Source organism: Paracoccus versutus (assembly GCF_000763885.1).
Lineage (GTDB): Bacteria > Pseudomonadota > Alphaproteobacteria > Rhodobacterales > Rhodobacteraceae > Paracoccus > Paracoccus versutus.
The window spans coordinates 1-12,045 of the sequence record NZ_JRKO01000098.1 but is presented as its reverse complement, the minus strand read 5'-3'; the positions used below and the strand labels follow the sequence as shown (position 1 = coordinate 12,045).

Genomic DNA, 12,045 nt, shown 5'->3' with positions numbered 1-12,045 from the left:
GCCGAACCCCCGATCCAACAGCCCCACCCTGCGCGCGCCCACCCTGCGCGACGACGGCCTGCAACTGGACGAGGACCGCCGCTTCCAGCGCCGGTTCTGGCGCATCCAGCGCATCGCCTGGCTGCTCTTCGGCGCGGTCTGCCTGCTGGCGCTGCTGGGCTTGACGGGAAGCGGCGGCGCGCTGCACAGGGGCGAATTGCGCCTGGACGGCGCGCGGGTCGAATTTCCCCGCATCAGCCGCTGGGAGGGCACCGACGAGGTCTCGATCACCTTCGAACGCCCGGCCGCAGCGCATTCCTTTCGCATCGGGCAGGATTTCTTCGACCGCTTCTCGGTCGAGCGCATCCAGCCCGAACCGGCGCAAGCCACACTTTCGGACCGCGGCCAAGGCTTTGCCGTGCCGGCGCAGGGGCCGGGGCCGCACAAGGTGGTCCTGGACGTGCGGGCGCTGCATTTCGGTTGGACGCGGCTTGACATCGCCATCGGCGCGCAACGCCGCGCCGCCCATATCCTGGTCCTGCCCTGAAGGCCAAGCCATGGATTCCGTCATCCGAGGCGTCGCGATCTATCTGGCGCTGCTGGTCATGACCCGGCTGTCGGGGCGCCGGACGCTGGCGCAGACCACGCCCTTCGACTTCGTGCTGCTGCTCATCATCGCCGAGACCACGCAGCAGGCGCTGCTGGGCGACGATTTCTCGATCGTGAACGCGGTGGTGCTGATGATCACCCTGGTCACGGTCGACGTGATCCTGTCCTTTGCCAAGATGCGCTCGACCTGGCTGGCGACCTGGCTGGACGGCACCCCCACGGTGCTGATGAGCCGGGGCGAGGTCGACCGCGCCGCGCTGGAACGCTCGCGCATGGGCATCAACGACATCCTGGAGGCGGCACGCGTCCAGCATGGCCTGGCCAACCTGCAACAGATCGACGCCGCCGTGCTGGAGATCAGCGGCGCGATCAGCATCATCCCCCGCAAGGACCAGGGATAGGCCGCCCGCACCGCCGGAACCGCCGCCAGGCTGGGGACGTTGGGCCGACGTCGTATTTCACCGGGAAGGCAGGCCATGGCACCGCGGGCGATCTGGAAGGGGATGCTGAAGATCGCCGAGGTCAGCTGCCCGGTCGCGCTTCACGCCGCGGCCTCGACCTCGGAACGCATCGCCTTTCACACGCTGAACCGGGCGACCGGGAACCGGGTGCGCCGGCAGTTCATCGACAGCGACACCGGCAAGCCGGTCGAAAAGGACGACCAGGTCAAGGGCTACGAGGTCGGCGAGGGCGATTACGTCGTCCTGGATCCCGACGAGATCGCCGCGGCCATGCCGGAAAGCGACAAGACCCTGGCCGTCGCGGGTTTCATCGCCTGCAAGGACATCGACGACGTCTATTTCGACCGCCCCTATTACCTGACGCCGGCGGACCGGACGGCCGAGGAAGCCTTTGCCCTGATCCGCGAAGGCATGCGCCGCAAGCAGGCGGCGGCGCTGGCGCGGGCGGTGCTGTTTCGCCGGGTGCGCACGGTGCTGATCCGCGCGCATGGGCCGGGCATGATCGCCTCGACGCTGAATTTCGACTACGAGGTGCGCTCGGCCAGCGAGGCGTTCCGCGACATCTCGGCCGTGAAGATCAAGGGCGAGATGCTGGAGCTGGCCAAGCATATCATCGCCACCAAGATGGGCGCGTTCGACATCGCCGCCTTCGACGACCGTTACGAGGCGGCGCTGGCGGACCTGGTCCGCGCCAAGCTGGAGGGCCGCAAGATCAAGCCCCGCCCGGCGCCCAAGCGCGAGAATGTCGTGGACCTGATGGCAGCGCTGCGCGAAAGCGCGGGCTTGGCCCGGAAAAAGCCGCCCGCCCGCAGGAAGGCGGCGGGGGCGGGCTCGCGGCGCAAGTCCGGCTGAGCCCCCGCGCCCTAACCCTTCAGGACCAGCGCCGCGCCGCTGACGATGGAGAAGACCAGCACCGCCAGCCGCAGCGCCGGCCCGTTGACATGGGCATGGACATGCCGCGACAGCAGGCTGCCGACCAGCACCGCCGGGATCAGCGCCAGCGCCGCCAGGATCTGCTGCCCGCCGATCCGCCCGGCGACCAGCAGGATCACCAGCGAGATCGCCTCGCCGACCAGGAAGCAGGTCGCCACGGTCGAGCGCAGCACCGGGCCGGGGGCGTGCTGGTATAGCAGCGCCAGCGGCGGGCCGCCGATGCCCGTCGCCGTCTCGGTCACGCCGGTGAACAGCCCCACCCCCAGCGAGGCCGAGCGGCTGGGGGCGAAGGGCGGCGCCAGCAGGGCCGCGACGGCGGCCAGCACCGTCAGCAGGCCGACGGCGATCTCGAGCTGGCGCACCGACAGCGCGACCAGCACCGCCATGCCCAGGAACGTCCCGAAGAAGCGGCCGAAGGTGATCCACCCGGTGCCCTGCCGGTCGATCATCTGCCGCTCGCGCCATGCGACCAGGAAGTTCAGCGGCAACATCAGGATAAGCAGGGTGACGGGCAGGTGGCTGGCATCGACGAAGCCGAAGACCGGCGCCATGATCAGGGCAAAGCCGATGCCCACCGCGCCCTGGACGAATGCGGATGTGGCGACCAGCAGCGACAGGCCCAGAAAGATGGAAAGGGTCACGCCAGCCTCATGTCGATCAGGCTGTCCGCCGTCGGATGGATGCGCTGGATCGGCGCGGCGGCGATGGCCGGCGCGGCCAGATCCCTGATCTCTTCCATCAGGGCGCGCGCGTCCCAGTCCACCGGCCAGCCCTGCACCATCCTCAGCCGGCCATTGGTAAAGACCGCGTCGATCTGGTCGCGGTTGCCATAGCGCACCAGCTCCCAGCTCAGGTCGTGCGAGGGGGTGAATTCGGGCCGGTCCAGGTCGACCAGCAGGAAGTCGGCCGCCAGCCCCTTGGCGATGCGGCCGGTCACGCCGGCCAGACCGCCGGCATCGGCGGCCATCCGCGTCGCCGCATCCAGCCACAGCCAGCCGCCGCCGCAGGAACTGTCGCCCGAGGCCAGCCCATAGGCCACGCGCTGCATGCTTTCGGCCGCGTCCATCAGCCGGAACCCGTCGGCCCGCGTGCCGTCCGTGCCCAGCCCGAAGCGGATGCCAAGCGCCTGCATCTGCAACGCCGGCGCGACCGCGTTCCCCTTCCAGACCGAGGCGACGGGGTTGTAGGCGACGGCGGTGCCGGTATCGCGCAGCAGGTTCAGCTCCGACGGCGTGACCAGCGTCGAATGCGCGATCAGGGTCTGCGGCCCCAGCGCGCCGACATGGGCCAGATGCTCCAGCGGCCGGCGGCCATGCGCGACCAGCGAGCGTTCGACCGCCACCAGATGCTCGTTCACATGGGTCTGGAAGGTCACGCCCGCCTCGGCCGCCATGGCCGAGACCTCGCGCAGCATCTCGTCGCTGGCCACCTCGGGGATCGAGATGGCCAGCGAGGCATGGATCAGCGGATCGCCCTGGCAGGCGGCCAGGTGCGCCTGGGCGTTGCGCAGGATCTGGCCGCGATCCGGCACCACCGCCGCGCCGCCCAGGTCGTTGCAGATCTGCGCCACCACCAGCCGCAACCCCACCTCGCGCGAGGCAAGGGCAAGCTTGCCGATATGGCCGGCCGAGCGCGTGCCGGCGTCGATCGCCGTGGTAAAGCCGCCCCGCAGGCATTCCAGCGCCGCCAGCTTCGAGGACAGGTAGACCATGTGTTCGTCCAGGCTGCCCTCCAGCGGCACCCAGATGCGGCGAAAGATCTCGGAGGGTTCGCCGAAGACCAGCGACTTGCCCAGCGATTGCGTCAGGTGGGTATGGGTGTCGATGAAGCCCGGCATCATCAGGTGATCGGGCAGTTCGACCAGCCGCGCCTGGGGATGGCGGGCGCAAAGCGCGGCGGCTTGGCCGACATCGGCAAAGCGGCCGGCGCGCAGCAGCACGGCCATGTCGCGCTGCGGCCCTCCGTCAAGAAGCAGGCGCCCCGGCGCGACGATCGTCTCGTCGGTTCGGGCAAAGGTCTGGCGCAGGTCGGTCATCAGGCATGCTCCGTGGCATCGACAGGTTTGGGGGCGCTGAACTGGAAGAAGGCGTTGACCACGGCCGCGGTGATGGTGCCCATCGCCAGCCCGTTGCCCAGGATCATCTGCGACCATTGCGGGAACTGGCTGTAGACACCGGGCACCAGGATCGGCATCAGCCCCATGGCCAGCCCCGAGGCCAGCGTGAACATCGCGCCATGTTCGCGCAGGTCGACGCGGCTCAGCACATGGATGCCGATCACGCCGATGATGGAAAAGACGATGACGGCCGTGCCGCCGACCACCGGGCCGGGCAGGACGCTGGCCAGCCGCGACACCGGCGCCAGCAGCGCGATCAGCACCAGGATCACCCCCGCCATGGCGGTGACATGGCGCGAGCGCACCCCGGTCGCGCGGACGATGCCGATGTTCTCGCCCGAGGTGATGATCAGCGAGGTGCCGAACAGCCCGCCCAGGATCGAGGCCACCGCATCGCCGCGGATGGTGCGCGGCACGATGGCATGGGCGTCGCCCTTGCGGTCCACGATCTCGGCGGTGGCGATGGTCTGGCCGGTCGCCTCGGCCATCGAGATGATCGAGAAGATGACCAGCGGCAGCGAGGCGATCAGGTCGAACTTCGGCATGCCGAACGGAAACAGCTGCGGCACCGCGACCAGCGGTCCCTGCATCACGCCCGACAGGTCGAGCCGGCCCAGCGCCGCCGCCAGCAGCGTTCCCGCGATCAGCCCCAGCATCACCGAGATGCGCTGGAGCGTGCCGGTGAACACGCGCGAGAAGATCACCGTCAGCGTGATGGTCGCCAGCGCCAGCCCGACGTTGACCGGATCGGCAAAGCCCTCGCTGCCGGGCTTGCCGGTGATGGTGCCGCCATAGATCTTGACCAGGTTGACCGCCACCAGCAGCAGCATGGTGCCCACCACGATGGGCGGGAAAAAGCGCAGCAGCCGGCGAAAGACCGGCAGCGCCAGGAAATAGAACACCCCGGTCATCAGCACCGCGCCCACCGCCGTCTGCACGTCGGTCTGGCTGGCGATGGCCAGGAAGATCGCGATGGGGGCGCCGCCCGGAACCATGATGAAGGGCAGCCGCGCCCCGAAACCGGCCGGCCCGAAGCTTTGCAGGATCGAGCCCAGCCCGCAGACCAGGAAGGTGGCGCTGATGATCGACACGGTCAGCGCCGGGTCGAAGCCCAGCGTCTGCGCCACCAGAAACACCGCCGTTATCGGCGATGCGGCCATCACCAGCACGTGCTGGAAGCCGTAAAGGATCAGATCCCTCGGCGGCAGAACCCGGTCCACCGGATCGGGCGGCGTAAGCGTCTTTGCATTGGCCATCGTGGCGTTTCCCTGTTGTTGAAGCGGCGTTTACATTTATGCAAATCGTTTTGCTTACCCCCGAAATACCACGCGGCGCGATTCGTGCAAATCGTTTTGTTGCCTCCGGTGCGGCGATGCTGCTAGCCTTGCCGCGAAAAGCGGCGAATGAGGACGCATTGCGCAAGCCCACCATATCGGATCTGGCCAGGGCCGCGGGGGTGTCGGTCACGACCGTTTCCCATGCCTTCAGCGGCCGCCGCCACGTCGACCCCGAGACCCGCAAGCGCATCCACGCCATCGCCGAGGAGATCGGCTATCACCCCAGCAGCATGGCGCGGGCGCTGCGCAGCGGCCGCAGCGGCACCATCGCGCTGGCCTCCTCGATGCCCTTCGCCATTGCCGCCGGGCCGTCGCGGCTGGGCTTCCTGATGGAGATCGCAGCCTCGGCCGCGATGTCGGCATTGACCCGCCAGCTGGCGCTGTGCCTGATCCCGCCGCATCCGGCGATCCGCAGCCAGGGCTCGGTCGCCTTCGACGGGGTGATCCTGGTCGAGCCCATGCGCGACGACCCGCTGGTCGCCCTGTTCGAGCAGCGCAAGATCCCCGTCGTCTCCATCGGCACCGTGCCGGGCCGGCCCGACATACCCGCCGTCAACATTCGCTCGCGGGAAACCGCGCTGCTGCTGCTGGACCATCTGGCGCAGCAGGGTTGCCGCCATGTCGCCGCGCTGGTCGGCGCGACCCCGCGCACCAGCCAGATCGAGGCCGCTGAGGCTTATCGCGCCTTCGTCGCCCGGCGCGGCCAGCAAGCCACCCTGGTCGCCCTGGACGAGGAAGAGGGCGAGGAGATCGCCTATCGCGAAACCCTGCGCCTGCTGCGCGCGGACCCCTCGATCGACGGGATATTCGCCGCCATCGACGCCTTTGCCAGCGGCGCGGTGCGCGCGGCGCATGAGCTGGGGCTGGCGATGCCCCGGCAATTGCGCATCGCCACCCGCTATGACGGGCTGCGGGCGAAGCTGTCCGATCCGCCGCTGACCGCCCTGGACCTGCATCTTCCGGCGATCGCCGAGCAGGCGGTCCACCTGCTGCTGGACCGGATCGAGGGGACCGGCCGCACGGTCGATGCGGACCTGCCGGATCTGGTTCCCCGGCGATCCTCGGTGCCGGACTAGGCGACCGGCCCGCTCAGTTCTTGCGGAGCGCGTTCAGCAGCGCCGCGCCCAGGGCGCCCGGCTGTTCCTTGCCGGCGGGGGCGGCGGATTTCGGACCACGCGCCGGCTGGGCCTTGGGGCCGCGCTCCTTCTGCGCATCCCTGGCGCTGGCGCCGCCGTCCTTGCGCATGGTCAGGCCGATGCGCTTGCGGGCCACGTCCACCTCGGTCACGCGCACCTTGACCACGTCGCCGACCTTCACCACCTCGTTCGGATCCTTCACGAAACGGTCGGCCAGCTGGCTGATATGCACCAGCCCGTCCTGATGCACGCCGATGTCGACGAAGGCGCCGAAGGCCGCCACATTCGTCACCGTGCCCTCCAGGGCCATGCCGGGGCGCAGGTCCTTGATATCCTCGACCCCTTCGGCAAAGCTTGCCGTGACGAAGCTCGGGCGCGGGTCGCGGCCGGGCTTTTCCAGTTCCGACAGGATGTCGCGGATGGTGGGCAGGCCGAAATGCTCATCGACAAAGGCTTCCGCACGGATGTCCTTCAGCGCCGCGCCATTGCCCATGATCTGGCGGATGTCGCGGCCGCAGGCGGCGACGATCCGGCGGGCGACGCCGTAAGCCTCGGGATGGACGGCCGAGGCGTCCAGCGGCTCGTCGCCCTCGCGGATGCGCAGGAAGCCCGCGCATTGCTCGAAGGCGCGCGGGCCAAGCCCCGTCACCTTCTTCAAGGCCGCGCGCGAGCGGAAGGCGCCCGAGGCATCGCGATGCGCGACGATGTTCTGCGCCAGCGACGGCCCCAGCCCGGCGACATGCGCCAAGAGCGGCGCCGAGGCGGTGTTCAGGTCCACCCCCACCGCGTTCACCGCATCCTCGACCACCGCCTCCAGCGTTTTCGCCAGCTGCCGCTGGTCCACGTCATGCTGATACTGGCCGACGCCGATGGATTCGGGCGGCACCTTGACCAGCTCGGCCAGCGGATCCTGCAAGCGCCGGGCGATGGACACCGCGCCGCGCAGCGACACGTCTAGGCCGGGGAACTCCTTGGCCGCCAGTTCCGAGGCCGAATAGACCGAGGCGCCGGCCTCGGACACGATCACCTTCACCGGCTGCTTCACCCCCTCGGGCAGGCGTTTCAGCACCTCGGCCACGAAACGCTCGGTCTCGCGGCTGGCGGTGCCGTTGCCGATGGCGATCAACTCGATCTTGTGGCGGGTGATGGCGGCGGCCAGCGCGGCTTCCGCCCCGCGCAGGTCGGATTTCGGCGGAAAGGGATAGAGCGTCGCCGTCTCGACCAGCTTGCCGGTGCCGTCCACCGCGGCCAGCTTGACCCCGGTGCGGATGCCGGGGTCAAGCCCGATGGTCGCGCGCGGCCCGGCGGGCGAGGCCAGCAGCAGGTCGCGCAGGTTGCGGGCAAAGACCCGGATCGCCTCGGCATGGGCGCGGGTGCGCAATTCGGTCAGCAGGTCGATATACATCGTGTTCGACAGCCGCACCCGCCAGCACCAGCCCGCCACCTTGCGCAGCCACCTGTCGCCCGGCTGGTCGCCCAGCCGACCCAGCGCCGAGGCGACGATGCCCTCGGCCCGCGCCGCGCCGGTTTCCGGCTCGGGCGCGATCTCGATGGTCAGCACCTCTTCCTTGGCGCCGCGCAGGATCGCCAGCGCCCGATGCGCCGGGATCGCGGCCCATTTCTCGGACTGGTCGAAATAATCGCTGAACTTGGCGCCGACCTGCTCCTTGCCCGGCACCACCTTGGCGGAAATGATCGCCTCGGCCTGCATGAATTCGCGCAGCCGGCCCAGCAGCGCCGCATTCTCGGACAGTTCCTCGACCAGGATGTCGCGCGCCCCGTCCAGCGCCGATTTCATATCCGGCACCGCCTCGGTCAGATAGCCCGCCGCCAGCGCCTCGGGCTCGGGGCTGCGGTTCTCCTGGATGGCGCGCAGCAGCGGCTCCAGCCCGTTTTCGCGCGCGATCATCGCCTTGGTGCGCCGCTTGGGCTTGAAGGGCAGGTAGATGTCTTCCAGCGTGGCCTTGGTTTCGGCCCCGGCGATGGCGCGGGCCAGATCCTCGGTCAGCTTGCCCTGGCCGCGGATCGTATCCAGGATCGCCGCCCGCCGCGCCTCGAGTTCGCGCAGATAGGCCAGCCGTTCGGCCAGCGTGCGCAGCTGCGTGTCGTCCAGCCCGCCCGTCACCTCCTTGCGATAGCGCGCGACGAAGGGAACCGTCGCGCCCCCGTCCAAGAGGCCGGTCGCCGCCGCCACCTGGGCGGGGCTGGCGCTGATCTCGGCGGCGATGGTGCGGGCAATGCGGTCGGTCGCGTCCACGGGCGGCATCCTCTGCTGACTGGAACGCCGTCTTAGACAAAACCGGCCGCCGATCCAAGCGTCCCGGCGCCGCCGTCCCGTTCAGGACAGGCGCATCGCCGCGCGCATCCGCTTTTCGAACTGCGGGTCAAGGCGCGGCAGGCGCATGTCGCCCTTGGTCGTCTCCATCGCGCACCACAGGTTCGCGATGGCGGTCCAGTTCAGGCCCAGGGGCTCGTCGCCGGTTTCGACCAGTTGCAGCCGCCCGCCCAGCCGGCGGAAGGCCATGCCCCTCAGCAGGGCATTGGCGTGCAGCAGCACCTCGTCGGCCAGCTCGTCGTCGAACTGCGCCTCGGCCATGGCGACGAACCCCGAGGGATCGCCTTCGATGGAAAGGGTCTGCGCCTCGATCAGGTAGCTTTCGCAGATCGAGAACCCCTGCTCGCACCAGTCCGCCACCGAGCCCGAGAAGCTTCGGCTGCCGACCCCGATTCCCGGAACCTGAAGAAAGCTCAGGCAACCGTTGTCGCCAGGGGTATAATGCATGCCAGCGGCATGCGTGGCCTTGCCATTCACCAACATCACTCACCAACCAACAATGGAGATCACGCAATGACTTACAATTAAAACGATCTGTTCGGTTTAGGCCAGTTGCCCTTTAAGACAGGTTAACAATTTCTTAACAGCGGCACGTCAATATGTTGTTTTTGCTTGATTTTAATGAGCGCCCTGCGCGGCGGCGGCGAACACCCCCAGGTTGCGATGGATTCGCGGGGCCCTGTCTTTCCTTGCCGCCGGGTCATCCGGGGCCGGCGGCTTCGGCCCACCCGCGCTTGCGGCCGGCCCGCCGGGGCAGCCCCCGCGCGGGAATCAACAAAACGGGAAAGCCCCGCCGCAAATGGGCAGGACCGTTCCTTTCGGCTTTTGGGCCTTGGATATGCCGAAAAAAAGCACGGCTGCCGCCTGCGCGGATGCGCTGGCGGCTTGACGGGCAGGCCAGCCCCGCGGCTGATTGCCTGCCCTGCGGGCTGGCGCCCGGCGCTTGCTAGCCCATGCTGTCCTTCAGCTTCCCGGCGACATACCAGGTGATGGGCAAGGCGATGATCGCACCCCCGGCGGCGGCCAGAAGGATGGCGCGCAGATCGTAAAATCCCATCGCCAGGACGATGATCACGCCGATCCCGGCGAGCGTCGTCAGGCTGATGGACAACAGAAGCATGAAAAGACGGGTCATTTCCACCCCCAGACCAGTTACCATGCCCTGTAGGGCACATCCGGCCGCGACGCGCTTTGACGGGGATCAAACTGGCCAAGGGAGAATCCGGCCCGGCTGCGCGCCTATCGCAAGGAACGCCCCCGGATCAGCCGTCACATGGGCCCCAACTGACCCAACCGCTCGGGCAGCGGGCTGTAGAGGACATGCGCGAGAAGATCGGCGCCCCGGATGACGCCGGCCGGCGGGTGATCCACGGCGGGCGATATGCCGAAGCTGGGGTGTATTCAGCCCCTCACCGGGCACAAGACGCCCGCCCTGGTCTGGAAGTTCCGGTCCCAGGCCAACCGAAAGCGCGAGCCAAAGGCTGCGCAACGCTGCCGCCAACCGAACATGACCGCGCCGAAAATGTGCCAAAACGCCTTGAGCCAAGGGCCGGCACCATTGCGATCGCAGGCGGATTATCGTCTGCTTTCAAAATGGTGCGGGTGGAGGGACTTGAAAACTACCGGGAACGCCTAGAATCAATGACTTACAAGAGGTTTTGTAACATTGTGACGCCCCTAAAAATGGGCTAAGTGACGTAGCGTCACAACAGCAGGAAGGGCGCGGATCGCTCCGCGCCCTTCCCATTGGTGTGCCAACTATGACGGGCCTTTACGGATAAGGCCCTGATGCCGCGCGACCAAGGGTGAAAGTCGCCGCACCATGACGGGGTTTTCGGGCCATGACGCAAACCCAGGCACTCACCGTCTAATCCTAGCGCATTCGGTGGCTGGAAACGAAAGGGCCACCGGGCCGCGCCAGCCCGTTACATGTCTTTACGGCTGGCGCGGGGGTTCGTCTCATGGATCAGGCGGCTTTTTTCGCCTCTGCCGTCAGTTCGCGAAGCAACATTTCTGCGACCTGTTCAACCCGCAAGCCGCCTGCCTGGGTGGTCTTGGTCTTGCCGTCGATAGTGGTAACGGTAACAAGATCAGTTTTGAGGTTGTGTTTGTAGATCGCTACCAGATCGCCGTCGAGGGCAATGGCACCGCGCGCGACAGTTCCGTGCTGGTTGCCAGCGTTAGAGCCGAACCAGAAAGTGAAGCCTTTAAGGCTGTTTTCGGTAAAGGGATTCTCGGTCGTAGTATTCGCCATTATGCGGCCTCCCCGTTCAGAGTCTTAATCAGTTTTGCGCGAATCAGGCGGGCTGCGCTGGCGTAAGTGCAACCTTCATTGCGCCACACCTGAAAATCAGCACCGCCAAGCACCATTTCCAGATCACAGCTTGCATCAGAGCCGGCATAGGTCGCCATGCTCTCACTTACGCCAAGGACGTGATAAGCAGCGTCATACAATCGCCGGGTCGTGTCGCCAGAGCCTTCAAAGTGCGAATATGCACTAAGCATGTCGTGAAAGAGTTCTTTTGCGGTCAGGGTTGCCGCCTCGGGTGCGGTTGCGGTATTGTGGTCTTGCACGGTCATTAGAATCTCCTTGTGATCCGTGTTGCACTTAGCCGGCGGGTCTTTGCTTTGGTCGGCAGACCCGCCAGCCTCTCAACCTCGCGCTGTGGCGCTCGGCTATCTCTGTATAGCTCGGCTTATTTTTGCTGTCCTCCGGCAATTTTTTCGAGGTAACAAGCTGAAATTACCGGATATTTTTCATAGATACTTTCTATTTGATTGATAGGAATTTCCTATCAAGCCGCCAACGCCACCTCTGCAACCGCAAAGTCAGGCCGGCACATCTCGGGCAGAATGTCAGCATTCGCCAGCGCCTCGGCCAGCTTGTCGCGCAGGTCGCAGCCGGTCGAGGTCGCGGCGATCATGAAGGCGGCGGACAGGTCACGCAGCAGGGCTTCATAGGCGGAATCGGAAATGAAAGTCGGCATGATCTTGCTCATGTGATTTGGAATACCTGGAATCTAGGCCGATGCGGAATCCGGGCGCAAGAGGGAAAATGAAGTAACTAGCTGAAATAATTCATAAAATAAGTAAGCACATACTTACCTGCCGAGGGGACGGGATGGCGTTAGCTAAATAG

The 12,045-nt window shown here is 66.9% G+C and carries 14 protein-coding genes; 5 read left to right on the top strand and 9 right to left on the bottom strand.

Annotated elements, in window-relative coordinates:
• The 3 genes from IT40_RS29400 to ku all read left to right on the top strand — a co-directional run.
• The coding region (locus IT40_RS29400) for a hypothetical protein (RefSeq protein WP_052096320.1) at nucleotides 1-526 on the top strand (526 nt) is incomplete at its 5' end.
• A 10-nt stretch (nucleotides 527-536) separates the two neighbouring features.
• Nucleotides 537-989 carry a DUF421 domain-containing protein gene (locus tag IT40_RS25075; protein ID WP_036760860.1) on the top strand — a complete coding sequence of 151 codons (453 nt, stop codon included), beginning with the start codon at nucleotides 537-539 and terminating at the stop codon, nucleotides 987-989.
• A 75-nt stretch (nucleotides 990-1,064) separates the two neighbouring features.
• Nucleotides 1,065-1,901, top strand: coding sequence for a non-homologous end joining protein Ku (gene ku, locus IT40_RS25070; RefSeq protein ID WP_036760859.1), 837 nt, complete (start codon nucleotides 1,065-1,067; stop codon nucleotides 1,899-1,901).
• Nucleotides 1,902-1,912: 11 nt separating this feature from the next.
• Here the strand turns inward: ku and IT40_RS25065 are convergent, their stop codons facing one another.
• Genes IT40_RS25065 through IT40_RS25055 form a run of 3 tightly spaced genes read right to left on the bottom strand, consistent with a single transcriptional unit; the run spans nucleotide 1,913 to nucleotide 5,354 of the window.
• Nucleotides 1,913-2,623, bottom strand: coding sequence for a sulfite exporter TauE/SafE family protein (locus tag IT40_RS25065; RefSeq protein ID WP_036760857.1), 711 nt, complete (start codon nucleotides 2,621-2,623; stop codon nucleotides 1,913-1,915).
• The gene (locus IT40_RS25060) at nucleotides 2,620-4,017 is read right to left on the bottom strand and encodes an amidohydrolase family protein (RefSeq protein ID WP_036760855.1); all 1,398 of its coding nucleotides are present in this window, start codon (nucleotides 4,015-4,017) and stop codon (nucleotides 2,620-2,622) included. The genes IT40_RS25065 and IT40_RS25060 overlap by 4 nt, the downstream gene beginning before the upstream one ends.
• Nucleotides 4,017-5,354, bottom strand: a complete 1,338-nt coding sequence (locus IT40_RS25055) for a uracil-xanthine permease family protein (protein WP_036760853.1) — start codon at nucleotides 5,352-5,354, stop codon at nucleotides 4,017-4,019. The genes IT40_RS25060 and IT40_RS25055 overlap by 1 nt, the downstream gene beginning before the upstream one ends.
• 158 nt (nucleotides 5,355-5,512) lie before the next feature.
• Between IT40_RS25055 and IT40_RS25050 the strand changes: the two genes are divergently transcribed.
• Nucleotides 5,513-6,511 carry a LacI family DNA-binding transcriptional regulator gene (locus IT40_RS25050; protein ID WP_036760851.1) on the top strand — a complete coding sequence of 333 codons (999 nt, stop codon included), beginning with the start codon at nucleotides 5,513-5,515 and terminating at the stop codon, nucleotides 6,509-6,511.
• 13 nt (nucleotides 6,512-6,524) lie between these two features.
• On the opposite strand, the gene IT40_RS25045 is transcribed toward IT40_RS25050, so the two are convergent.
• From IT40_RS25045 to IT40_RS25035, 3 genes are all read right to left on the bottom strand, one after another.
• Nucleotides 6,525-8,837, bottom strand: coding sequence for a Tex family protein (locus IT40_RS25045; protein ID WP_116171129.1), 2,313 nt, complete (start codon nucleotides 8,835-8,837; stop codon nucleotides 6,525-6,527).
• A gap of 72 nt (nucleotides 8,838-8,909) precedes the next feature.
• Nucleotides 8,910-9,353, bottom strand: a complete 444-nt coding sequence (locus tag IT40_RS25040) for a hypothetical protein (protein ID WP_240540498.1) — start codon at nucleotides 9,351-9,353, stop codon at nucleotides 8,910-8,912.
• Between the two features lie 499 nt (nucleotides 9,354-9,852).
• On the bottom strand, nucleotides 9,853-10,041 hold the full coding sequence (locus IT40_RS25035; protein WP_036760848.1) for a hypothetical protein: 189 nt from the start codon (nucleotides 10,039-10,041) through the stop codon (nucleotides 9,853-9,855).
• A 185-nt stretch (nucleotides 10,042-10,226) separates the two neighbouring features.
• Here IT40_RS25035 and IT40_RS29035 point away from each other — a divergent pair, with 185 nt between their 5' ends.
• A complete protein-coding gene (locus tag IT40_RS29035; protein WP_157034107.1) occupies nucleotides 10,227-10,598 on the top strand; it encodes a hypothetical protein in 372 nt (123 codons plus the stop codon).
• 274 nt (nucleotides 10,599-10,872) lie between these two features.
• Here the strand turns inward: IT40_RS29035 and IT40_RS25030 are convergent, their stop codons facing one another.
• The 3 genes from IT40_RS25030 to IT40_RS25025 form a co-directional block, all read right to left on the bottom strand.
• Nucleotides 10,873-11,160 carry a hypothetical protein gene (locus tag IT40_RS25030; RefSeq protein WP_036760846.1) on the bottom strand — a complete coding sequence of 96 codons (288 nt, stop codon included), beginning with the start codon at nucleotides 11,158-11,160 and terminating at the stop codon, nucleotides 10,873-10,875.
• Nucleotides 11,160-11,486, bottom strand: coding sequence for a hypothetical protein (locus IT40_RS29030; RefSeq protein ID WP_116171128.1), 327 nt, complete (start codon nucleotides 11,484-11,486; stop codon nucleotides 11,160-11,162). Before IT40_RS29030 ends, IT40_RS25030 begins: the two co-directional genes overlap by 1 nt.
• A 215-nt stretch (nucleotides 11,487-11,701) precedes the next feature.
• Nucleotides 11,702-11,893 (bottom strand): hypothetical protein, encoded by a 192-nt coding sequence (locus IT40_RS25025; RefSeq protein ID WP_147307278.1) that lies wholly within the window; start codon nucleotides 11,891-11,893, stop codon nucleotides 11,702-11,704.
• Nucleotides 11,894-12,045 lie beyond the last annotated feature (152 nt).

Bases quoted from the DNA above. Each gene is read 5' to 3' on its own strand.
- IT40_RS25055 (WP_036760853.1), bottom strand. From the start codon at position 5,354: ATGGCCAATGCAAAGACGCTTACGCCGCCCGATCCGGTGGACCGGGTT.
- IT40_RS29030 (WP_116171128.1), bottom strand. From the start codon at position 11,486: ATGACCGTGCAAGACCACAATACCGCAACCGCACCCGAGGCGGCAACC.
- IT40_RS25030 (WP_036760846.1), bottom strand. From the start codon at position 11,160: ATGGCGAATACTACGACCGAGAATCCCTTTACCGAAAACAGCCTTAAA.
- IT40_RS25045 (WP_116171129.1), bottom strand. From the start codon at position 8,837: ATGCCGCCCGTGGACGCGACCGACCGCATTGCCCGCACCATCGCCGCC.
- IT40_RS25060 (WP_036760855.1), bottom strand. From the start codon at position 4,017: ATGACCGACCTGCGCCAGACCTTTGCCCGAACCGACGAGACGATCGTC.
- ku (WP_036760859.1), top strand. From the start codon at position 1,065: ATGGCACCGCGGGCGATCTGGAAGGGGATGCTGAAGATCGCCGAGGTC.
- IT40_RS25025 (WP_147307278.1), bottom strand. From the start codon at position 11,893: ATGCCGACTTTCATTTCCGATTCCGCCTATGAAGCCCTGCTGCGTGAC.
- IT40_RS25075 (WP_036760860.1), top strand. From the start codon at position 537: ATGGATTCCGTCATCCGAGGCGTCGCGATCTATCTGGCGCTGCTGGTC.
- IT40_RS25035 (WP_036760848.1), bottom strand. From the start codon at position 10,041: ATGACCCGTCTTTTCATGCTTCTGTTGTCCATCAGCCTGACGACGCTC.
- IT40_RS25040 (WP_240540498.1), bottom strand. From the start codon at position 9,353: ATGCATTATACCCCTGGCGACAACGGTTGCCTGAGCTTTCTTCAGGTT.
- IT40_RS29035 (WP_157034107.1), top strand. From the start codon at position 10,227: ATGCGCGAGAAGATCGGCGCCCCGGATGACGCCGGCCGGCGGGTGATC.